General features: G+C 37.3%; 20 protein-coding genes. 4 read left to right on the forward strand and 16 right to left on the reverse strand.

From position 1 onward, the window contains the following. Window positions 1-132: 132 nt before the first annotated feature. Complete coding sequence (locus J2Z40_RS09650) at window positions 133-447, forward strand: hypothetical protein (protein ID WP_066399465.1); 315 nt, start codon at window positions 133-135, stop codon at window positions 445-447. 152 nt (window positions 448-599) lie between these two features. Here J2Z40_RS09650 and J2Z40_RS09655 read toward each other — a convergent pair whose 3' ends face one another. The 9 genes from J2Z40_RS09655 to sppA form a co-directional block, all read right to left on the reverse strand. Further along, window positions 600-1,112, reverse strand: a complete 513-nt coding sequence (locus J2Z40_RS09655; protein WP_066396761.1) for a MogA/MoaB family molybdenum cofactor biosynthesis protein — start codon at window positions 1,110-1,112, stop codon at window positions 600-602. A gap of 6 nt (window positions 1,113-1,118) precedes the next feature. Next, complete coding sequence (locus tag J2Z40_RS09660; RefSeq protein WP_066396763.1) at window positions 1,119-1,952, reverse strand: EcsC family protein; 834 nt, start codon at window positions 1,950-1,952, stop codon at window positions 1,119-1,121. A 194-nt stretch (window positions 1,953-2,146) separates the two neighbouring features. Continuing rightward, on the reverse strand, window positions 2,147-3,334 hold the full coding sequence (locus J2Z40_RS09665; RefSeq protein WP_066396766.1) for an acetate kinase: 1,188 nt from the start codon (window positions 3,332-3,334) through the stop codon (window positions 2,147-2,149). A 638-nt stretch (window positions 3,335-3,972) separates the two neighbouring features. Then, complete coding sequence (locus J2Z40_RS09670; RefSeq protein ID WP_066396768.1) at window positions 3,973-4,959, reverse strand: class I SAM-dependent methyltransferase; 987 nt, start codon at window positions 4,957-4,959, stop codon at window positions 3,973-3,975. A 159-nt stretch (window positions 4,960-5,118) separates the two neighbouring features. Further along, entirely contained in the window at window positions 5,119-5,619 is a 501-nt protein-coding gene (gene tpx / locus J2Z40_RS09675; RefSeq protein WP_066396774.1) for a thiol peroxidase, read from the reverse strand. A 149-nt stretch (window positions 5,620-5,768) separates the two neighbouring features. Then, window positions 5,769-6,260, reverse strand: a complete 492-nt coding sequence (ytfJ, locus tag J2Z40_RS09680) for a GerW family sporulation protein (protein ID WP_066396777.1) — start codon at window positions 6,258-6,260, stop codon at window positions 5,769-5,771. Window positions 6,261-6,275: 15 nt separating this feature from the next. After that, window positions 6,276-6,965, reverse strand: a complete 690-nt coding sequence (locus J2Z40_RS09685; RefSeq protein WP_342590328.1) for a DUF2953 domain-containing protein — start codon at window positions 6,963-6,965, stop codon at window positions 6,276-6,278. A gap of 74 nt (window positions 6,966-7,039) precedes the next feature. Beyond that, window positions 7,040-7,495 (reverse strand): RDD family protein, encoded by a 456-nt coding sequence (locus J2Z40_RS09690; RefSeq protein ID WP_066396785.1) that lies wholly within the window; start codon window positions 7,493-7,495, stop codon window positions 7,040-7,042. 11 nt (window positions 7,496-7,506) lie between these two features. Next, window positions 7,507-8,517, reverse strand: a complete 1,011-nt coding sequence (gene sppA, locus J2Z40_RS09695; RefSeq protein ID WP_066396787.1) for a signal peptide peptidase SppA — start codon at window positions 8,515-8,517, stop codon at window positions 7,507-7,509. A gap of 155 nt (window positions 8,518-8,672) precedes the next feature. Between sppA and J2Z40_RS09700 the strand changes: the two genes are divergently transcribed. After that, window positions 8,673-9,473 (forward strand): NAD kinase, encoded by an 801-nt coding sequence (locus J2Z40_RS09700; protein WP_066396789.1) that lies wholly within the window; start codon window positions 8,673-8,675, stop codon window positions 9,471-9,473. Window positions 9,474-9,531: 58 nt separating this feature from the next. On the opposite strand, the gene J2Z40_RS09705 is transcribed toward J2Z40_RS09700, so the two are convergent. The 7 genes from J2Z40_RS09705 to J2Z40_RS09735 all read right to left on the reverse strand — a co-directional run bounded on the left by J2Z40_RS09705 (window position 9,532) and on the right by J2Z40_RS09735 (window position 18,500). Beyond that, window positions 9,532-11,145 (reverse strand): M20/M25/M40 family metallo-hydrolase, encoded by a 1,614-nt coding sequence (locus tag J2Z40_RS09705; RefSeq protein ID WP_066396790.1) that lies wholly within the window; start codon window positions 11,143-11,145, stop codon window positions 9,532-9,534. Between the two features lie 30 nt (window positions 11,146-11,175). Next, window positions 11,176-12,108, reverse strand: a complete 933-nt coding sequence (gene rarD / locus J2Z40_RS09710; protein ID WP_066396791.1) for an EamA family transporter RarD — start codon at window positions 12,106-12,108, stop codon at window positions 11,176-11,178. An 82-nt stretch (window positions 12,109-12,190) separates the two neighbouring features. Further along, window positions 12,191-13,801 carry an amidohydrolase gene (locus J2Z40_RS09715; RefSeq protein ID WP_066396793.1) on the reverse strand — a complete coding sequence of 537 codons (1,611 nt, stop codon included), beginning with the start codon at window positions 13,799-13,801 and terminating at the stop codon, window positions 12,191-12,193. Window positions 13,802-14,086: 285 nt separating this feature from the next. Further along, entirely contained in the window at window positions 14,087-15,676 is a 1,590-nt protein-coding gene (mbcS, locus tag J2Z40_RS09720; RefSeq protein ID WP_066396795.1) for an acyl-CoA synthetase MbcS, read from the reverse strand. A 163-nt stretch (window positions 15,677-15,839) separates the two neighbouring features. Further along, entirely contained in the window at window positions 15,840-16,046 is a 207-nt protein-coding gene (locus tag J2Z40_RS09725; RefSeq protein WP_066396797.1) for an alpha/beta-type small acid-soluble spore protein, read from the reverse strand. A 104-nt stretch (window positions 16,047-16,150) separates the two neighbouring features. After that, window positions 16,151-17,356: a tRNA uracil 4-sulfurtransferase ThiI gene (thiI, locus tag J2Z40_RS09730; RefSeq protein WP_066396799.1), complete on the reverse strand. Its 1,206-nt coding sequence runs from the start codon at window positions 17,354-17,356 to the stop codon at window positions 16,151-16,153. 1 nt (window position 17,357) lies between these two features. After that, on the reverse strand, window positions 17,358-18,500 hold the full coding sequence (locus J2Z40_RS09735) for a cysteine desulfurase family protein (RefSeq protein WP_066396802.1): 1,143 nt from the start codon (window positions 18,498-18,500) through the stop codon (window positions 17,358-17,360). 364 nt (window positions 18,501-18,864) lie between these two features. Between J2Z40_RS09735 and brnQ (J2Z40_RS09740) the strand changes: the two genes are divergently transcribed. Together brnQ (J2Z40_RS09740) and brnQ (J2Z40_RS09745) are read left to right on the forward strand one after the other, a co-directional pair. Then, complete coding sequence (gene brnQ, locus J2Z40_RS09740; RefSeq protein WP_066396804.1) at window positions 18,865-20,196, forward strand: branched-chain amino acid transport system II carrier protein; 1,332 nt, start codon at window positions 18,865-18,867, stop codon at window positions 20,194-20,196. A gap of 310 nt (window positions 20,197-20,506) precedes the next feature. After that, complete coding sequence (gene brnQ, locus J2Z40_RS09745; RefSeq protein ID WP_066396806.1) at window positions 20,507-21,841, forward strand: branched-chain amino acid transport system II carrier protein; 1,335 nt, start codon at window positions 20,507-20,509, stop codon at window positions 21,839-21,841. Window positions 21,842-22,254 lie beyond the last annotated feature (413 nt).

The following is a 22,254-nucleotide window of genomic DNA, read 5'->3' on the forward strand; positions in this document are numbered from 1 at the left end:
TTTAAAAATAAATCAATATTTATCCGTACAAATGTATAAATATTTAATCATCTGATTTTCCACTATCAAAAGTGGTGGCAATATTAAGAATATAGTAGAATAGAAGTAACCTATTTGTTGGAGGATTATGCAATCGTGGATTTCTTTATATATAACGAACGTCTTGGTATCCCAATCCCAGCATTTAATAAGGAATGGGATGATTATTCAAAAGAAACACAGCAAATGATTTTATTTCATTGGGAAAAAATTAGAGGCAGCATTCCAGACCGAATAAAAGATTTAGAGGAGCTTATCAATGAGAAACAGGCAATGCTCTCAGATGAAGGAGACTTTAATAAATCTTGTGAACTGAATAGTGAGATCGCTGAGCTTGCTTCGATCATTAATGACCTCTGGCTTTGGTACCGGACAAATCAGGATATTTCCGAAAAGATTCATATGTAAAAAAATTCACTAGTCGATAATGCAACAATCCAGACTGTAAAATCAATAAAAATAGCTAATAAGAGGCGTCCAAAAAGTCAGTTTTAGACTTTTGAACGCCTCATTTCACTTTTTATTGTATGCTATTTTGATAAGTACATCTTTGCTCAGAATTATAAATCCTTTTTCAACTCTCTTACAACATGTCCAAGCTCAGGGAGAATCAGCTTGTTCATCGCTAGCTTCACTGCCCCAGATGAACCTGGCGTAGAGAAAATCGCTTTATCTTTTACTGTCCCAGCGATTGCACGAGATAAAATGGCTGCTGAGCCGATATCTTCCTGGTAGCTAAGCATTCGAAATAACTCACCAAAGCCGCTGATTTCTTTATCAAATAATTCTTTAACTGTTTCAATCGTAATATCCCGTAAGGCAATCCCAGTTCCACCATTTGTAAGGATAACCTCAATATTCGGATCATTACATCCTTCTAAAACTTCTCTACGAAGCTCAGCAGCTTCATCCTTTACAATCGAATAACTATGTACAATATGCCCCGCTTGCTCTAAAAAATCAATCATCAGCTTTCCGCTTTTGTCCGTATTTTTATCTCTTGTATCACTTACAGTAATCACCTTACACGAAACCTGTTTTGGTGCTTCTTTCTTATGTTCAATCGTACTCATCGAATCTCAGCCTTTCTTCTTATGTAAATATCTATATTGATAATATTTATGAGCAAATTCTGATACCTTTCTAGTCAGTTGATAATTTACACTGGCACCAATCGCCATGCTTATGAATGGAACGCCTTGAATTGACTTTTTACGAAAAATAAAAATAGCTATTGCTTTCAATAATTGTTTTGCAGGCTGCTCAATCCACGTCACATCAGAAAGTTCTTCTTTGCCTTCATAAAAATAATAATCTTCTTGATTTTGAAGTTCACTCATTAATTCATCCCATATGCTGCCTTGCATGCGTGCTGGAAGGGTTGAAGCATGAAATACTTTGAGTGAAGTCATCATTTCATACGGTGTATTTACTTCAATTCCATATGTCATCGCAATGAGCTGGACTACTCTTAAATTGATCACCGCCATTGCTGGAACATCTGCTCCAAGCATCAGTGAACTGCCTGTGCCAGCCAATCCTCCTTGCGCGAATGAATAGAGCCTATGACGAGCAATCTGCTGATCAGCAATAAATCGAAGCTGATCAATACTTAAATCTTGGAGGTCACGAATCATTGCAATTTCAGAATCGAACACTCTTCCTGCTGTTAATATTCTCATCTTTGCATCACTTTGCATTTGTGAGCCTTGAACAAGCGCATGAAGATGAAAAAGCCAATTATCAAGGGTCGAAAAGAACTGCTCTTGCATATTTTCAGGAAGCAATGAAAAGGACTTTTCCAAATACTTCTCATATGTTAATTCAAAGTCATTGGGCTCATAATTGTATAGCTTTGTTTCCCACTCGCGAATCTCGGCTAAAACCTTATTCTCTCGCATCGTCAATGCCATTATACATTCCTCCATCCCAAAACTCTTTTGCTTCAGTATAGCATAGTTAAACTAGGTAATTCTTCTTTGAAATAAGAGGTGAATGAAGAAAGCTGACATCCCCTACAAACTGAATGACAGACTTGTATATTCAGTTTTACATCGAAAAAACGCAAAAAAACCACAGCTCAATTCATTAAAGCTGTGGCCATCATTTATTTAGATAATCTCACTACATCTCTTGCAATCATCACTTCTTCATCTGTTGGGATAATCATGACTTTTACTGGTGAATGAGGGTAATTAATAAAAGCCTCTTCCCCACGAACTTTGTTCAGTGATGGATCCCAGTAGACGCCCATAAATTCTAGCCCTCTAAGGACACGTGCACGAATGACATCACTGTTTTCTCCAATCCCAGCTGTAAAAATAATCGCATCTACGCCACACATCCGCGCTGCATAGGATCCGATATATTTATGAATTCTTCCAGCAAAAACTTCAAGTGCTAATTTTGCACGATCATTTCCTTCTGATGCCTGAATTTCAATGTCACGCAAATCACTTGAAAAACCAGATACAGCAAGCATCCCACTCTTTTTGTTTAGGACATCTAATACCTCATCTGCTGTTTTATTTGTCTTTTCCATAATAAAAGGAATTAAAGCAGGGTCAATATTCCCTGATCGTGTTCCCATTGTCACACCTGCCAGGGGAGTAAATCCCATCGATGTATCGAGTGATTTTCCTCCTTCAATAGCTGCAATACTTGCTCCATTCCCAAGATGACAGGAAATCAATCGCAATTGTTCCAGTGGACGCCCAAGCATTTCTGCTGCTCGCTGTGACACATATTTATGTGAAGTCCCATGGAAACCATATTTTCGAATGCCAAAATCCTTATAATACTCATATGGCAAACTATATAAGTAGGCACTTTCAGGCATTGTTTGATGAAAAGCAGTATCAAAAACAGCAATTGCAGGTACATTTGGCAATACTTGCTGAAAAGCCTTAATACCTGTAATATTTGCTGGATTATGAAGAGGGGCAAGATCTGATAATTCTTCAATTCTCTTTAATATGTCATCCGTAATTAATACCGAATCTGAGAACTCTTCTCCACCATGTACAACACGATGGCCAATTCCTTCAATTTCATTTAATGATTGGATAATACCTAGTCCTGTTAATTTCTCTAGAATAAGTTTCACTGCAACCGCATGGTCTGGTATATCTGCTACTTCTTTAATTTTTTCTCCATTCACAACTATATTAAAGATTGAATCATTTAAGCCAATCCGTTCAATCAAACCCTTTGTAATGACTTCCTCACTTGGCATATCAAATAACTGAAATTTTAATGAGGAACTACCGGCGTTTATTGCAATAATTTTTGCCATTTTTACAACCGCTCCTTTTATATAACAACCTCACCATAACCATACAAGCTTATTTTGTACAATGAGTGTTATTAATATCTCTCAATTCCTCATTAAATCATTGTCTACCAAACATTTCAAGGAGCAGATTATTTTGTTATCGTTTTCATGACAAAGTAAAATATTTCAGAAATATAAAGAAAAAGCCGACTTCTGCAATAAGTAGTTCGATTCAAAGCTAGAAAATAAATCTAAGGAGGAGATAGAAAGTTGCAGATCTTCTTTTATTGATCCTAACTTACCTTTTAGGGGATCAGCTTGAGCTGCCAAACTGATATATAAACGGAAAATCTCCGCTTATTTCGTAATTTTTAATAAAAAAAGAGTAAATAAGCGGAATAATTCCGTCTATTTACTCAAAAAATCAAAAAATAAAGGCTTTTACATTGAATAAGCGGAAAAAATCCGCTTATTTCTCCCCAAAACAGGCTTCTTACTGCATTTAAGCGGAATATCTCCGCTTATTTTTCTTTTGCTGGATGTAAAACCACTGCTGATTACTGTGCGCTAAAAGCATGTAATTTAGCTTGATATTGACCTTGTAAATTCGTTTTTCTACTTCACTACCGAACTACTTACTTCTGCAATCGGCTTCTTCTTTATTTATTCTCTTTATGCCATCCATCGATTTTACGAAGGATTTTTTCCATTTCTGCTGTATTTGATAGGCTCGGTAAATTAACAAGGAGAACTTGCTTAGGCGGCTTTACGCCTTCCCCTTTCTTTTGAAGAATGAAAATGCTTTTGGCTGCCTTTTCGTTTTTAAATAGGCTACGCGGGAGTTGGAGAAGTCCTTGAATATTTGCGTTTTCCTGAATATAAGTATGCAGCTTTGATGCTTGTTCACTTTCAAATAGACCGTTTGGGACAATAAAGAATAAATAGCCACCTGCCTTCACATGTCTCATGCTTTGCTCAATAAATAAATGATGTGCATATGTATGACCAGAATCTGCCTTCATCTCATATTCTGATGCTCTCACATCATTCGGATAATAACCAACAGGCAAATCACTTACAACAACATCTGCCTCTTCAATAAAAAGCGGTTCAAGGCTATCCTGATTGAAGAATTGGATTGGATGCTGCTGTAAATTCGCATTTACATAGCTAAGCTTAATTAAGATATCATCTATATCAAGTCCGATCGCTTCAACATTTTTCTTTTGCTGATGATTAATCACTGTTGTTAATAAATTTCCTGTGCCGACAGCAGGGTCTAATAGTCGGAACGTTTCTTCCTTAACAAACTTATCCACTAAATAGCCTACTAGCATCCCAACCGCATCAGGCGTCATTTGATGATTCGGCTGAACGATCTCGTTCATCCCCTTCAAAATTGCTAATTGAAAGGATTTACGAATGTTTTCCTTTGAATATGTATGTAAATTAAGTGAATCATAACTTTTCTTAAGTCTTTTAACCGTTACTTCACTTAGTTCATCCTTCTGCAAAATTCTTTCCTGAAATAGATTTTCTCCTGTTTCAGCTAATGCTTCTAAATATGTACATGCTAATTCTTCTTGCATGATCATTGCTGTTTCATTAAATACAGTAAATAATTCTTCTACAGGCGCTAAGCTCATCTACCTACATCCTCCGTTCTAAATTCCTGTCCTATTTTAACATGCCCATTTGTACTCGTAAAATCGGAAAGACTTCACTCCCTCCGAAGTAGGCTGCAACAAGAATTTTTAGCTATGTTAGAAAAAATGCCCCGGGTAGTTACACCCGAGGCAGTTCATTTATTTTGCTTGCTTAACAGCTTCTATCGCTGCTTCATAGTTTGGATGATCAGTTGCTTCACTCACATATTCAGCATATGTAACTGTATCATTCGAATCAACAACAAAAACGGCACGTGCTAGCAGACGTAGCTCTTTAATCGCTACTCCATATGCTTCACCAAATGAAAGATCACGATGATCTGAAACCGTTTGCACATTTTCAATTCCAGCAGCAGCACACCAGCGCTTTTGAGCAAATGGCAGATCCACACTCACTGTAAGAATTTTCACATCGCCCAATTTAGAAGCTTCTTCATTAAAACGGCGAGTTTGTGCATCACACACACCCGTATCAATTGAAGGAACTACACTAATTAAGCGTACTTGTCCTTTTGTATCATCAAGTGTTACTTCAGATAAATCATTTGCAAGCACTTTAAAATTTGGAGCTTTCTCTCCTGCCTTTACTTCATTTCCTAATAAAGTAACTGAATTCCCTTTAAATGTAATAGACGCCATCTTTTTCTTCCTCCTTAAACATCATATGTACAATGTAAATCATATCTTTTTAGACTCATTTTTGCAAAGATTAAATCTTTAATAAATTGCTCGCATTAACAATACCATGAAAAAAGTTAACTTCCTATTTTGGAAGTTAACCCTATACATCATATGTCTAAATCTTGTTTTGCTCCGTTATACTCTTGTTTATCTGTCTGATTTTGGGTTTGGGTATCTTTTTGTTTATTTTTCTTATCGAACATTTGTTGAATCTTATCAACAGCTTGTGGAGCCAGATCAAGAATTCTTTCATATAAATGTGTGCTTTCATCAAGATGAACCATTTTCACCTCATTTGAGTTTACAATGAGAAAGGCAATTGGTGTAATTGAAACGCCGCCACCACTTCCTCCACCAAATGGATGTCCGCTTGATTGGCCTTGGCCTTGCCCTTGCCCTTGACTTCCACTATTTGATTGGCCATCAAGTTTGAATTCACTCCCACCAGCTGCAAAACCAAAACCAACTTTGGATACCGTTAGAATCACGCTGCCATCAGGTGTTTCAACAGGGTCACCAATGATTGTATTCACATCAATCATTTCTTTCAGATTTTCCATCGCAGTTGTCATAAGCCCTTGAATTGGATGATCTGACATACTTAAGCCGCCCTTCTATACTGATTTTGTTTTATCATTAGATAAAGCAGATAAAGGCTTCGTTTTAAACTTTGCCTTCCCGCCCTTCCAATATTTAATCAATTTAAATGCTGCAACAATAGCATGTCCGATTCGGAATTGAAAAATACATGAAATAATCGTCTGTGACACGGCAAATTGAAATTGAGGAGTAATTGTCATATATGGTGATTCTTTAAGCTTCATATAATTGCTTAGGAGCCCAATCATACTCCCTTTCACCGCCCACAGCCCACCAGTGAGCATGCCAGTATATGCTGCATCTCCTAATCCAAACATCGTGTGCCATTCAAACCTTTTTACAGAAATCTTTTTCAAAAATTTGCGCACAATTTTATGAAGAGAAATGACATGGTTAAGGATTTCATTTGTATCTTGCATCGAATTTAGAAGGTCTTTTGCTGAATACTGCTTCGTCTCAATTTCTTGTTCCCCTGCCGATTTCTCTTCCTTCATAACGATTGTTGGTGAGTTATCATCCACTTTTATTAAAGGAATATCTTTTTTATATTTTATAAGTCCAAACCATGCTTTACATTCAATTTTTAAATGGTCGTTATCATTATTATGATAATAATATAAATAAATATTTAATCTCGTAACAATCAATAGAATAATGAGCAATAATAGTATGATTAAGGCAATGAGCAGCCACTTCAATCTCATCACACCCCTTCAGCTTATCATTATTTCCGAATACAAAAAAAATAAACCCGCCTTGCTAGAAGGCAGGTTTAAAGCTATTTTTCATGAACAACTGTTGTATCTGAAAATAAATCATGCAGTCCTTGCTTCTTTGGTAAAAAAGCAATAATCACATAACTGATAATCAGAGTGGCTGAAATAAAGCGACCAATCCATTCTCTAAAGAGTATTGTCCGCCACGACAGTCCATTTCCTTCTAAATCAACTACCTTTAAACCAAATACCATCTTCCCAACCGTTTGATTAAAAAATTTCGTCATTAATACAAAATAACCATAGAATGTAATCGCTGTGATAATTGAAATCGGTGCGAAGATGCTATGTTCCTTTAAAGATATATCCAATAATCTAAATATCGGATTAACAATCAAACGATCAATGCTCCCAATTACAATTAAATCTAAGAGATATGCCCAAAAGCGCATCCAAAATCCAGCAAATCGAACGGGAATATGGTTTCCAATCATATCCTTCTGCTCATTTAAAGTCATCTTAACACCACCTATTCAGCATATAAATACATGAGGCGCGGTGAATTAGGCTGTGATAATAATTTCATTACTCCCGCCATTTCCATGTCCTGTCCAATTAACTTTTGCGCCCCCATACTGAATAATGAGCCAAAGCCTAAGTTATCCGTATATTTAATAACCTTTGCTCCCTCTAGTTCATGATCCACTTTCAAGGCATCGATTACACCCTCAACATAGCCAAATCCATCAATTAAATTTAATTCTAATGCTTGACGTCCATCATAAATCCTGCCATCAGCAATTTTCTTCACCTGTTCAACAGACAGATTCCGTCCTTCAGAAATAACCTTCACAAAGCCTTCATAGGAATTATTAATCATCGTTTGCAAAATATTCTTTTCATCATCTGTCATTTCTCTTGATGGACTCATAATATCCTTATATGGACCGCTTTTAATTGTAACGAAATCAACCCCATACTTTTCAGCAAGCCCAGCATAATTTATGCCTTGCATAATCACACCGAGGGAACCAGTCAACGTTTCTGGACTTGCAAAGATTTTGTCAGCTGGTGCAGAAATATAATATCCACCTGAAGCAGCCATTGAACCCATTGAAATATAAACAGGCTTCTTTGTCTCCTCTTGGATTTCCTTTATTTTGTCATGGATTTGTGCACTTTCAACGACTCCTCCACCAGGAGTATTTACTTGAATAATGACAGCCTTCACCGTATTATCTTCTTTTACTTGGTTAAGCTTGTCCATAAATGCTCGGTGATTGTAGCCTCCGGTAGTAAAAATCGAAGCCGCTTCACCAGTATCCTGGATTGTCCCGTTTACATCTAATACAGCTATTTTCTTCATTTCACTGCCTTCTTCAATTACTTCTTCCATAAATACATCATTACTGCCTGCAAATAATTCTGTTATCGAGCTTTCCACATCACTAAATGCAATCCCAGTAGCAATATTCGTAATAATTGAAAACACAAATAATGCACCAGCAATTAGTAATGCTGCCCACCGTTTTCCATTCATCAAATCCTCCTCCTGTTCTCTATTCACTTTACGAGGTTCCCCTTTAAAATGATTCAAAAACTTGAAACTGTTTTCAACATCCATTATCATACCAAATAATTGGCTATATGTTAAAATTATAATAAATCAACTATTATTTGACTGGAGGCTATCAGATGACAGCTCGCCGTAATTTATATTTTTATCATAAAAAGGATACGAAAATGATTGAAAAGGTTCAATCATTATACGACCTAGCAGAAGCTCATCAATTCAATATTGTGAACGATCCTAAAAAGGCCAATATTATTGTTAGTATTGGTGGAGATGGGGCATTTCTGCAGGCTGTTCGTAAAACAGGTTTTCGCGATGATTGTTTATATGCGGGAATTTCAACAACAGGCAGCCTAAGCATGTACTGTGATTTCCAATTAGATGATCGACCAAAAATGCTTGGAGCAATAACAAAAGAGCAAATTGAAGTACGTCGTTATCCTACAATTGAAGTAACGATTGATAATCAAACTTCCTTTCATTGCTTAAATGAATTTAGTATCCGATCGCCAATCATTAAAACCTTTCTTCTTGATGTTTACATAGATGATCTTCACTTTGAGACATTTAGAGGAGATGGAATGATCGTTGCAACACCTACAGGAAGCACAGCATACAATAAATCATTAAGAGGCTCAATTGTCGACCCGCTGCTTCCATGTATGCAGGTCAGTGAAATGGCTTCATTAAATAATAATCGTTACCGAACACTCGGCTCCTCCTTTATTCTAAGTGGCGAACGTAAACTGATGCTTAGTGTCGTTCAAGATGGCAATGAGCATCCTACAATGGGCATGGATAATGAGGCAATAAGCATACGGCATGTGAAAGAAATTGAAATTAAATTGAGTGAAAAACGAATTAAAACGGTCAAACTTAAAGATAATTCCTTCTGGGAAAAAGTACAAAGGACTTTTTTATAAAGACTCAATTTCTACTAAAAAAAACTTCAATCAATGCAGCATTGATTGAAGTTTTTTCCTATTGTTTTTCATGTGCTAACAAAAGATGCGTTAATAATTTTGGCAGCTGTTCGAAAGCAAATGGCAAATAGAGACGTTCGGTGTTTTTATGTGCATCTCTGCCAATTGGGCCAACATTAATAACTGGCGCTGTTAGCTTAGCCATTTCATGAAAGGGAATCGCATAAAGCTCTTTCCCACCAGGCAAATTCGTATCATAGCGTTGCATATCAGCAAGCGATCCTTGCAGACCCGCATAACTTAAATCACATATTCCATTAAAATATTCAACAGGAAGCAATTCATAACTAAATTGTTCATCTGAATATTGAATGATTTCTTCTGAAAGCTCCCGAATCACTCGGTTGTCGCTTGAGTTGACTGCCGGATAATATGGAGGGGCATAGAATAAAACAATCATTGGACCAAGCTCTTGAGAGAGAATCGCCAATTGATCCACAACTTGAATCGATTGTTCCCGACTGTCTCCGATTGATTGGGAAATAACAGACTGTTCTAGCTTTGTAATATATTCATCGCCCATTTTCTCACAGGCATATGCTCGTAATTCTTCATAAAGAAGAACTTTTATTGTTGGCAGCTGACTTGAATCAAGCTGGAAAACATCATACTTATCCTTCATGAACACTTCCATTTTCCTTGCGGATGATTGAGCAATCTTCTTCATTTGCGTCATGACATCTGCCGCATTTCTTTTCATTAATAATAAATTATACAAGCTGACCGAACGATGAGGAATTTGTGTAGTATAGTCCTTCTTTAAATCCCGTTGCCATAATAATGTTGGCGGAGGGCTTACTTGTCCGTTTACCTCCTCACAAAGGACTTCATTCCATTCGATATCATTTGTCAGCATCGATGTCATCCAGGCCGCATTGATTCCTGATAATGGTTCGCCTACATGTGTCTCTTTCCCAAAGCAAAGAGCAGCTGGCATGATCTTTCCAATTGTCCCTGTATAAAAATAATAATTCTTATCTTGGGGTTCTAATGCAAACATCGGTTCAGAGTTAAGAAACAAAGTGTAATTTAAATGATGCTCTTCCGCCATTTCAAGCAGTTTAGGAACAGCTTCCCGCATCCCGACTGAGTTCACTTCTTCATCTGGTACCGTTAATAAAAGCAGATTCATCTTCCATTGTTCAGAAGCTGCTCTTTCAAGCAAGGACATATGCTGAACAAGGCCGCACTTCATATCCATCACACCACGTCCGAAAAGCCATTTCTTGCTCTCTAAATCTTCGCGCGCATCAAGTGGAAATTCATCACTTCGCTCAAAAAGAGCCTCCGTTAACTCCATCGGCTGAAAAGCAAGATGCTTTAAATCCCCATAATCCTCCACATTTACAACATCAAAATGGCTAATCATGACAACTGTTTTACTTGCTTCATCATGTTTGTACAAGGCCGTTAAGAATGACCTGCCATCCGTTGTTAAATGATTCGTAATAAGTGATGAATTTTCATTAAAATAAGGGATTTGCTTTAGGTGGTGCTCCACTCTTAAAGGGAATTGAATTTCTGCTTCTGATAATGAAATACTGCCAATTGAAACAAGATCATTTAATAGATTGAGCATTTGCTCGGCTGTTTGCATCGTCTGATTTCCCATTGCATGATGGCTCCTTCACCAATTCTTTGTTTAAATTCCTACACTTTTGCCTTTCTTCCATTTTGACTCCAGCTTAATATAGTATTTTGTTTTCGAGAGAGTAAAGATCGAAATCGCTGTCCATATAAACATAAATGCAATAAGATGAATTTTTGTAAATGGCTCATGATAAATAAACACACCTAGAATTAATGTCAATGTTGGTGCAATAAATTGTAAGAATCCTAGAGTAGACATCGGAATTTTCTGTGCCCCTTTTGCAAAATAAAGAAGGGGAACGGCTGTTGCTGCCCCTGCACCGATTAATAATAAATCCGTTCCAGCTGACACAGCTAAAAAAGATTGTGAGCCGTTCATAAATAACACAATCATATAAATGAATGCAATCGGAGCAACAACAAGTGTTTCTAGTGTTAGGCCGATCGCCGAATCTACTTTCACCATTTTCTTCATTAAACCGTATAAACCAAATGATAATGCTAGAAAGATAGAAATCCACGGAAACTTCCCGTATGAAATCGTTAAGACGAGCACACCTATGAATGCTATTCCAAATGAGGCATACTGTGCCAAAGACAGCCTCTCTCTAAATACGATCATCCCAAGGATGACACTGACTAACGGATTAATATAATAGCCGAGGCTTGCTTCAATTAAATGCTCGGAATTAACGGCCCATATATAGATGAACCAATTACAGCTTACAAGAAGAGAAGCAATCACCAACACTAATAACTGTTTTTTATTCGTACGAAAATGAATAATTGTTTGAATAAATCCTCCCCATTTTCTAGTAAAAAGCAGTACAGCTGCCATAAAGAAAAAAGACCAAAAAATTCGATTAGCTAAAATTTCATCTGCATTTACATGTTGGATAAGCTTCCAATAGATTGGCAATAATCCCCATAAAAAATACGAAAATCCTGCATAAATAATTCCCATATGTACTTCATTATTCTTCATCAGCATGAGCCTCAATTCTTTCTATTATCGAAATATTTATATTATAGATTGAATTGTAAGATGCTGACAATGTTTATTTTTTCTAAATCATTACTTCCATAGCATCATAAACAATTTCTCCACCGATTACCGTTTGAGCGACGGCTACATTCGGAATTTCAACTGGACTTATTTGAAAAATATCTTCTTCCAATATCGTAAAATCAGCCAAAAAATCTTCCATTATCATGCCACGATTGCATTCATGACTGGCAGCATAAGCACTTCCCTTTGTAAATAAGCACACCGCTTCATAAACGGTTAAAGCTTCACTTTGACCGTACACTCTTTTCTTAGATTCATCGATATTCGTCCTCGTTACAGCTGCATGAATGCCAAGAAGCGGGTTTAACGGTTCAATTGGGGCGTCTGATCCACCAGCACACGGCAGTCCTTCAGTTAATAATGTTTTCCAGGCATAACAATAATCCATGTGCTCCTGACCGATCCGATCAACGACCCATGGGAAATCAGAAGCAAGAAATCTTGGCTGGATATCAAGAATAAGCGGCAATTTCTTCGCACGCTGGATTAGCTCCTTACGTAAGATTTGGGCATGAATAAGCCGATCTCTTCCTGGTCCTGTCATAGGATGTTTTTCAATAGCATCCAACACCATTTCAAATGCCAAATCACCAATGGCATGAACGGCAACAGGCAGCTTATAAGCTCGGGCCTTTTCAAGAAGGGCATCTAATTGCTGCTGTGTAAAGATGGCAACCCCTGATGTCGAAGGGTCATCGGCATACGGATGACTGAGCAATGCTGTTCTTCCACCTAAAGCTCCGTCAGCAAAAATTTTCATTGCACCAAATTCAATCCATTCATTTCCACTTAAAAAGTGTTCTCCAGACTGAAGCATTTCATCAACAACCTCATGATGGACAAGAAGATGTGCTCGAAAAAGCTGCCCTTCTTCCTCAATCACTTGCTTGAACGCCTGAAAAGTCTTATCATAGCCGCCGTAATAATTTAAATCTTCCGTATGCGCACCAACTATGCCTAATGAATGCGCATCTTTAATCGCTGCACGGAGAGCCTTAACTAAATCATCTTTTGAGACTTCAGGAAGAACTTGAAACACTAATTCCTGGGCTTGGTCTTTGAGAAGGCCATTAAGCTTTCCATCCCCTTCCTTTTCAATGACTCCACCTTCTGGATTTTCTGTCTCTTCATCAATAGATGCTTTTTTTAACGCAAGCGTATTTACCACAATTGCATGTCGGCACACCCTCTTAAGCAATACTGGATGATCGGGTACAACCGCATCTAATTCGTTTAATGTAATCGGGTCAGGCTGATCCCATAGATTCTCATTCCAGCCCTCTCCAACCACCCATTCCCCTCCTTCCACATTTGCTGCGTAGCTTTTGACGTTTTGAAGGACTTCTTCTCTCGAATGACACGTAGATAAATCTAGGCGAATCAACTTTTGACCATGCCCAATTATATGCATATGACTGTCTGTCAATCCTGGCAGCATTGTTCTTCCTTTCAAGTCTACTCTAAGCTTTATTTCATCTTTATATGTTTCTTCAAGTGCTTGAATCGTATCAATTGCTATAATTTTATTTCCTTTTGTAAAAACGGCTTCTGCTTGATCCTTTTCTTCCTGTAGTGTATAAATTGAGCCACCATACCAGATTGTCCCCATTTAAAGATCCCCTCTTTCCATTTTCTTTTACTATAACAAATGCGCAGGCGCCTTGAACATCGCCGTACAAACTGGATAACTGCGACTGAAATAAAGGAAACACGGTGAGCGTGAGCGATACCGTGCTTGACTTATTGTAGGGAGCAGTACTGAAGTTTGATAGGCGATAGGCGCCGAAGCTGGACGTAGATTAAACTACTCATAAAGTTATACATAACGTGCGATTTTATCGTTTCCTAAATGATAACAAAAATGCAGACGAAAGCCTTCGTCTGCACTCCACTATTATTCGTTCTGTGCAGCTATTTTTAATTCATTATTTCGAAGTTCAATTCTGCGAATTTTTCCAGAGGTTGTTTTTGGCAGTTCCTCTAAAAACTCAATTTTCCTTGGGTATTTGTATGGCGCTGTAAGTTCCTTTACATGCTCTTGAAGGTTCTTAATTAAGTCTGGCTCGCTTTCTTTCACTCCTTCTTGTAATACGATAAAGGCTTTCACGACGTATCCTCTTACTTCATCAGGGCTTGCTACAACCGCACACTCTTTGACAGCAGGATGTTTGACGAGAGCATCTTCTACTTCAAATGGCCCGATCGTATAACCAGAGCTAATGATAATATCATCCCCCCGCCCTTCAAACCAAAAGTATCCATCCTCATCCATTTTTGCGCGATCCCCTGTTATATAATAATCTCCTCGGAATTGCATCGCCGTTCTTTCCGCATCTTTATAATAATTTTTGAAAAGAGCGGGTGTTTCAAGATGAACAGCGATGTCTCCCACTTCATTCACCCCACATGGCACGCCTAATTCATTTACGATTTCTACACGATTGCCTGGTGTCGGTTTTCCCATTGAACCTGCCTTTAACTTCATTCCTTTTGTGACACCGACAAGCAATGTATTTTCCGTCTGACCATAGCCATCGCGAACATCCACATCAAAATTCTTCTTAAATATATCAATGACTTCACGATTTAATGGTTCTCCTGCTGATACCGCACTGCGAAGTTGAGGAAGCTTATATTCATGAAGATGATCGGTTTTTGCCATGATTCTGTACTCTGTCGGTGTGCAGCATAATACATTTACTTTATAATCACTTAGCAGCTGTAAATATTTCTTCGGCTCAAATTTCCCATTGTAGACAAACCCTGTCGCACCTGTTCCAAGGACTGATAGGAACGGGCTCCAAATCCATTTTTGCCAGCCTGGACCTGCCGTTGCCCAGACAGTGTCTCTATCTTCAATGCATAACCAGTTCGGAGCAGCCGCTCGCAAATGAGCAAAAGCCCATCCATGCGTATGAACGACCCCTTTAGGATTCCCAGTTGTTCCAGATGTGTAAGAAAGGAATGCCATATCCCCTTGATTCGTGTCAGCTATAGGATAATCTTCAGAAGCTTGGATCATCTCTCCTTCTAAATCAATCCAACTCTCCGCCTGACCACCAATTACAAATTTCGGAAGATTCCCTGCTTCATTTATTTGCGAAAACTGTTCTGCATATGGATAGTAGCTGACGATCCCTTTTACATCCCCATGTGTAATTCTGTATTGAAGATCCTTTGGCCTAAGCATTTCAGAACTCGGAATCACAACTAATCCTGCTTTCAATGCAGCCACATACACTTCGTATGCTTCAATTAGTCGTGGCACAATAATTAACACGACATCTCCTTTTTGCAACCCATTTTTCGCAAAAACATTGCTGATCTTATTCGCATGATTCAGTAGCTTACGATATGTAATTTCCTTTTTATTGCCTTGTTCATCTTCCCATCTAATCGCCATTCTATTAGGGTCAGAGGCAAAGCGCTCCATTTCAGATACTAGATTATACTTTTCGGGTGCTAATAGATCTTCTCGTTTCATTCTGTTTCCCCCTCGTAAAGTAAGTGAACAGATGTCTGATCATGAAGTATTATCTTTACAATCATTATACTAAATTATCGGAAGATTTTAAATTGTTATTTTGACATATAATAAGGGACAGGAATTAATTCCTGCCCCTTGTAGCCATATTATTTATTTTTTATTATTTACCATATCCAGCTAGTTGTTGTTGAGCTGTTTGAACTAAACGTTTTGTAATTTCTCCACCAACTGAACCGTTAGCACGAGAAGTTGTATCTGCACCTAAGTTAACACCGAACTCAGAAGCAATTTCATATTTCATTTGGTCTAGAGCTTGTTGTACTCCTGGAACTAGAAGCTGATTTGAGTTGCTGTTGTTGTTTGCCATGTGATGTTCACCTCCTTGTGAGTATAGAATGTGTAGAATCACATGGCCGTATTCAATTTTTTATTGGTAATTGTTGCATAGGAATCCAGTGTACGCCAGATTTATTAGAATAAGTCACTAACCTCATTTTCTTCTACAGATTTCGGAGCGATTGTTATCACTTCTGTATCTTCTACTGCTTGAGTAATAAGTGTATCAAAATCAATTTTGCTCTCGAAGTATTGCACCTTTTCTTTTTTCGGTTTTGTTTTCGGTGAAGCAGGAACAAAGACGGTGCAGCAATCCTCAAATGGTCGATTGGAAATATCGAATGTATCGAGCATTTGCGCCAGATCGATAATTTCATTTTTATCCATCGTAATTAACGGACGAAGGATCGGTGTATTTGTGACATCATTAATGGCATACATGCTTTCAAGTGTCTGGCTTGCAACCTGACCTAGGCTTTCACCGGTAATAATGGCCAGCCCATCGTTTCTCTTTCGAATTTCATCTGTAATTTTGAGCATGAGCCGTCTTGTCGTTGTCATTGAATAATTTTCAGGAACTTTCTGCTGGATAAGCTGTTGTATAGCAGTAAATGGAACTATATGCAATTTAACTGCTCCACTTATATTCGCTAACTTTTCCGATAGATCAAGCACCTTCTGTTTTGAACGCTCACTTGTAAATGGAGGGCTATAGAAATGAACTGCTTCAATTTCGACCCCTCTTTTCATTGATAGGTAGCCTGCAACCGGGCTATCGATTCCACCAGATAGCATGAGCATGCCTTTCCCACTTGAACCTACAGGAAGCCCACCAGCACCCAATATATTTTCACAAGAAAAATAAACAGCTTCATGTCGAATTTCAATTTGCAGATTAATATCCGGTTTTTTCACATCAACTTTTAAACCAGGGATGTTCGTTAATAAATGTGCTCCAAATAGTTGATTAACTCCATTTGTATCTAAGTGATACCTTTTATCTGATCTTTTCGTTGTAATCTTAAATGTATTTCCCTCTTGATAAATTCTTTGAAACAGGCTTAGGGCTGCATCCTTCATATTTTCAATTTCTTTATCTGTTTTAATCGCCGGGCTAAAAGATTGAATGCCAAAAACACCTTTTAGACGTTCAACAATTTCCTGTCCATCTTCCCCATTTAAGAGAATGAACATTCTTTCACGAGTTGCCTCAATCTCTATCTGTTCAAAATCCCGTAAAACTTTTTTAATATTTCTTCTTAACTTATATATAAATACTTTTCGGTTTTTTCCTTTTGTTGATAATTCTCCATAACGAATAAGTATACGATCATAATTCATTTCAATTCATAACCTTTCTTAGCCTAATGACAGCTTCTTTAATCTCTTCTACTAATTTCTTCGCCTCATCTAATGTATTGTCATAAGCAAGGCTAATGCGAATCGAACTTAATGCCTCATCCTCTGGAACACCCATTGCAAGGAGCGTACTGCTTGCTTTCTGTGTTTTAGATGAGCATGCACTTGTTGTCGATACATATATTTCCTTTTCTTCAAGTGCGTGGACAAATACTTCTGCCTTGAACCCTTTAATTGAAAAATTAATAATATGTGGCGCTGATTGTAAATGCGGGGAATGAATTTGTACCCCCTCTATCATTTCCAATTTTGTCCTAATAAAATCTTTTATTTCAGCCATTCTATTTTGATTTATTTCTTGTTTATCCAATGTAAGCCTTAAAGCTTTTGCCATTGCAACCATGCCTGCCACATTCTCCGTGCCACTTCGATGCTTCCATTCCTGGCCCCCGCCTGAGAATAAAGGAGTTATGGTAATGCCTTGTCTCATAAATAAAGCCCCTGTTCCTTTCAATCCATGAAATTTATGGCCAGATATCGTACACAAATCAATATGATTATCATGTAAGTGAAGCGGAACTTTTCCAATCCCTTGAACATCATCCACATGAAATAGTATCTTTGTATAACGTTTAAGCAGCTGACCGATCTCTTTTATTGGCTGAATAGAACCTATTTCATTGTTTACATGCATAACAGAGACTAGTATCGTATCATCAGTAATCGCCTTTTCAATATCATGAATACTGACAATCCCATGTTTATTAACAGGGACATACGTAATTCGAAATCCTAATTCCTTTAGTTGCTCCATCGATTCCCTTACCGAAGGGTGCTCAATCGCGGTTGAAATTATATGTCGACCTCTATCTCTATACTTAAGCGCCGTTCCTTTAATTGCAAGATTATTTCCTTCGGTTCCACCTGAAGTAAAATAAACTTCTCCTTTTTGAACATTTAACAGCTTGGCTATTTGCTCTCTCGCCTGTAACAATAGTTGTTCAGCCTGGCCGCCCAACCGATGTAAGGAAGAAGGATTACCATAGAAATCAGTTGAAACTTTATTAAAAGAGGCAAGTGCTTCTTTATATGGTTTTGTTGTTGCACTATTATCAAAGTAAATCATTGTCTTCTCCTTCCGATTTAAACCCTTTAGCAACTGTATATCATATCATATTTCCTCTCTCTTTTAAATCCCCTCATTTTTCCATGGGTACTTTACACATAATAGAGTTGAAAAATTCGAATAATAAATATAAGTTATTTTATTAATTTGATAATATTTTTGGAAAAGATTCTATTTTGAAAAATTTCAAAAACCCCGTTATATCAACATTTATCATTACTAATTTTGATGAAGAGAGTAAATTCGACATTATCCCAATATATTTAAAATTGAAACTTTAATAATATTCGACAATTTTTTTAACAATTATGTTAGTATGTAAATGTTCAAAATATTTAGGGGACTGATTCAGGGGGATGAAGTTATGAATTCAAAATTATCATCAAAGCAAATAATGGCTGTCGGCCTAATGTTATTTGCTTTATTCTTTGGGGCTGGAAATATGATTTTCCCTCCATTTCTAGGACAAGATGCAGGTACACATGTGTGGACTGCTATTATTGGATTTTTAATTACAGGGGTAGGATTGCCGCTTTTAGCAATTATCGCTATTGCTAGAGTTGGAGATGTACAAACAATGGCAAGCCGGGTTCACCCTGTGTACGGCGTAATATTTACAGTCGTAATGTATTTAGTTATAGGTCCATTATTTGCCATTCCGAGAACAGCTACGGTTTCATTTGAAATCGGTGTGATTCCGTTTCTATCTGAAAGCGCTGCCAGTTCAAGATTACCTTTGGCATTATTTTCAATTGTTTTCTTTATCATCACAGCTTGGCTCGCAATGAATCCAACGAAATTAGTAGATACAATTGGGAAAATATTAACACCAGCTCTTTTAATCATTTTAGGAATTATTGTTGTTAAAAGTTTTATCACTCCATTAGGTGATGCACAAGCACCAACTGGCGCATATGTTGATGGAGCATTCTTTAAAGGCTTTGTTGAAGGGTATCTAACAATGGATACAATTGCTGCACTAGTATTTGGGATTATTGTCATTAGCTCAATCAAAGGATTAGGGGTTATAGAGAAGAAGTCTATTACAAAAATTTGTGTACAAGCCGGTTTAATTGCAGCAGCAGGTCTAGCAATTGTCTATTTAGCTCTTGCTTATATTGGCTCTACAGCACCAGCGGCACTTGGATTGAAGGAAAATGGTGGAGCGATTCTATCAGGCGCGGCTAACTATTTATTTGGATCATTTGGTTCCGTTATCCTTGCATTAGCCATTATTTTTGCCTGTCTAACGACTTCTATTGGTCTCGTTTCAGCATGTGCCACTTATTTCAATAAGTTATTGCCACGTTATTCTTATAAAACGATCGTTTTAATTTTCTCAATATTTAGTATGGTTATTGCGAATATTGGTTTAACACAATTAATCAATTTTTCAGTTCCCGTATTAGTTATTATCTATCCTTTAGCTATCGTACTAATTGTATTATCATTTTTCGATCATGCGTTTAAAGGGTCTTCACTAGTTTATATTTGTGCATTAATTCCAACAGGGATTATTAGTTTAGTGGACGGGTTCAATACTGCTGGAATCAATGTTTCTGCAATCACAGACGCACTTAGCTTCCTTCCACTGTTCGCACAGGGAATTGGCTGGATTGTACCTGCAATCATTGGAGCACTTATTGGTTATTTCATTTCAATGGCAGTAGGAAAAACAGAAGAGACGACTGCATAATCGAATTAATAGTTTGGAAAGGAGCAATCCACCATGGTTGCTCCTTTCCAAAAATTAGAATGATTTTTTTTAAAATTTTAATTTACAGAATCTTCGACTTAATATATACTTATAATAAATTTAGTATTCTTAAATAACTTTTACACTAAATTGTCACAAAATTTAGTCAACTAATCAAGGGGGATATATAGAATGATTATTATTAAAATAGAAAAACTATGTGCAGATACTTAATAAAGAAATAATATAATCATTATTTTGTTTTAAATTTTCATAACATTTTGTAATTACTACCAAGGGGGAAATAACAATGAATTCAACTTTATCAGGAAAGCAAATAACTGCAATCGGACTTATGCTTTTTGCTCTCTTCTTCGGCGCAGGAAATATGATCTTTCCACCATTCTTAGGTCAAGATGCTGGAACAAGCCTGTGGCCTGCTATTATCGGATTTCTCGTTACGGGCGTAGGACTTCCATTATTAGGCGTTATTGCAATCGCAAAGGTTGGCGACTTGGAAACATTAGCGAATAGAGTTCATCCTGTATACGCAGTCATCTTTACTGTCAGCTTATATCTTGTAATTGGACCACTTTTCGCGATTCCACGTACTGGAACAGTTGCTTTTGAAATCGGGATTTCTCCATTTTTACCTGAAGGATCTTCCACAGGAGTATGGCTTCTAGTATTCACAATTGTATATTTTATCATTGCTGCATGGCTGTCTATGAATCCAACAAAATTAGTTGATCGTATTGGTAAACTTTTAACACCTGCCTTATTAATTGTACTAGGAATTTTTGTTGTAAAGAGTTTTATTACTCCAATGGGTGAAGCCCAAGCACCTGTTGGCCCTTATGCAGATGGTGCATTTTTCAAAGGATTTGTTGAAGGGTATTTAACAATGGATGCAATTGCTTCTCTCGTATTCGGCGGAATGGTTATTGCTTCAATTAAGAGCATGGGTGTTTCAAATAAGAAATCATTAACAAAGCTTTGTATACAAGCAGCTTTAGTTGCTGCAGCTGGATTAGCACTTGTTTATTTATCTCTTGCTTTTATTGGTTCTACTAGCCCTAATGCAATTGGTATCCAAGAAAATGGTGGCTCACTTCTTTCAGCAGCTGCTAACCATTTATTCGGCTCTCTTGGAGCAGTTATTCTTGGACTAGCTATCTTATTCGCTTGTTTAACAACTGCAATCGGATTAATCTCATCATGTGCACAATATTTTAATAAGCTTTTACCGAAAATCTCTTATAAATCTTTCGTTATCATTTTTGCAGTATTCAGCGCGGTAATTGCTAACGTAGGCTTAACACAGCTTATTAGTTTCTCAGTACCAGTATTAGTTTTCATCTATCCACTTGCTATTGTGTTAATTTTACTATCATTTGTTCACAATTTATTTAAAGGCTACTCACTCGTTTACAGATTTGCATTAATCCCAACTGGAATTATTGGTCTAGTTGATGGTCTAAGTGCTGCAGGCTTAAATGTTTCTGCTCTAACAAATGCACTTGAATTCCTTCCATTCTTTGCACAAGGCATCGGCTGGCTAGTTCCAGCAATCATTGGTGCAATCATCGGTTACTTCATTGCAATCGCAACTGGGGAATCAAAGAAAGTTGTCATAACGAACTAAATTGAAAAAGAACAAAAGCGCAAGCGCCTTGATCAGCCTCAGGCATAGCACAAGACGAGCCTCACGGAAAGGTGTCCTTTACCGATCTTTAGAGGATTGGCTTGTGACCTCGAGGGGGTAGGCGCTGGAGCTGGACGCAGAACTTGTCGCAAAATTATCCACAACATTTAAATTTATATTTTCCTATATAATAATAAAAACAGGCTGTCTGCCAAGTCTATCAAATGACTTTTGCAGACAGCCTGTTTTATTTTATAAATAACATATCCGAAAGTAACTTAGCAATCATTAGCCATTACATCAAGTTGAGTTTAGCTGCAAGATTGCTCTATTAAATCCTCATGACAGACTAACCTATCACCTTAAGAGCTAGTTGCTTCCTCTTGAGTAAAAATGAAAAAGGTGAGGAAAAA

The sequence above is a fragment of the Cytobacillus eiseniae genome (genome assembly GCF_017874625.1).
GTDB classification, from domain to species: domain Bacteria; phylum Bacillota; class Bacilli; order Bacillales; family Cytobacillaceae; genus Cytobacillus; species Cytobacillus eiseniae.

Bases quoted from the DNA above. Each gene is read 5' to 3' on its own strand.
- J2Z40_RS09655 (WP_066396761.1), bottom strand. From the start codon at position 1,112: ATGAGTACGATTGAACATAAGAAAGAAGCACCAAAACAGGTTTCGTGT.
- J2Z40_RS09660 (WP_066396763.1), bottom strand. From the start codon at position 1,952: ATGGCATTGACGATGCGAGAGAATAAGGTTTTAGCCGAGATTCGCGAG.
- J2Z40_RS09665 (WP_066396766.1), bottom strand. From the start codon at position 3,334: ATGGCAAAAATTATTGCAATAAACGCCGGTAGTTCCTCATTAAAATTT.
- J2Z40_RS09670 (WP_066396768.1), bottom strand. From the start codon at position 4,959: ATGAGCTTAGCGCCTGTAGAAGAATTATTTACTGTATTTAATGAAACA.
- tpx (WP_066396774.1), bottom strand. From the start codon at position 5,619: ATGGCGTCTATTACATTTAAAGGGAATTCAGTTACTTTATTAGGAAAT.
- ytfJ (WP_066396777.1), bottom strand. From the start codon at position 6,260: ATGTCAGATCATCCAATTCAAGGGCTTATGACAACTGCGATGGAAAAT.
- J2Z40_RS09685 (WP_342590328.1), bottom strand. From the start codon at position 6,965: ATGAGATTGAAGTGGCTGCTCATTGCCTTAATCATACTATTATTGCTC.
- J2Z40_RS09690 (WP_066396785.1), bottom strand. From the start codon at position 7,495: ATGACTTTAAATGAGCAGAAGGATATGATTGGAAACCATATTCCCGTT.
- sppA (WP_066396787.1), bottom strand. From the start codon at position 8,517: ATGAATGGAAAACGGTGGGCAGCATTACTAATTGCTGGTGCATTATTT.
- J2Z40_RS09700 (WP_066396789.1), top strand. From the start codon at position 8,673: ATGACAGCTCGCCGTAATTTATATTTTTATCATAAAAAGGATACGAAA.
- J2Z40_RS09705 (WP_066396790.1), bottom strand. From the start codon at position 11,145: ATGGGAAATCAGACGATGCAAACAGCCGAGCAAATGCTCAATCTATTA.
- rarD (WP_066396791.1), bottom strand. From the start codon at position 12,108: ATGAAGAATAATGAAGTACATATGGGAATTATTTATGCAGGATTTTCG.
- J2Z40_RS09715 (WP_066396793.1), bottom strand. From the start codon at position 13,801: ATGGGGACAATCTGGTATGGTGGCTCAATTTATACACTACAGGAAGAA.
- mbcS (WP_066396795.1), bottom strand. From the start codon at position 15,676: ATGAAACGAGAAGATCTATTAGCACCCGAAAAGTATAATCTAGTATCT.
- J2Z40_RS09725 (WP_066396797.1), bottom strand. From the start codon at position 16,046: ATGGCAAACAACAACAGCAACTCAAATCAGCTTCTAGTTCCAGGAGTA.
- thiI (WP_066396799.1), bottom strand. From the start codon at position 17,356: ATGAATTATGATCGTATACTTATTCGTTATGGAGAATTATCAACAAAA.
- J2Z40_RS09735 (WP_066396802.1), bottom strand. From the start codon at position 18,500: ATGATTTACTTTGATAATAGTGCAACAACAAAACCATATAAAGAAGCA.
- brnQ (WP_066396804.1), top strand. From the start codon at position 18,865: ATGAATTCAAAATTATCATCAAAGCAAATAATGGCTGTCGGCCTAATG.
- brnQ (WP_066396806.1), top strand. From the start codon at position 20,507: ATGAATTCAACTTTATCAGGAAAGCAAATAACTGCAATCGGACTTATG.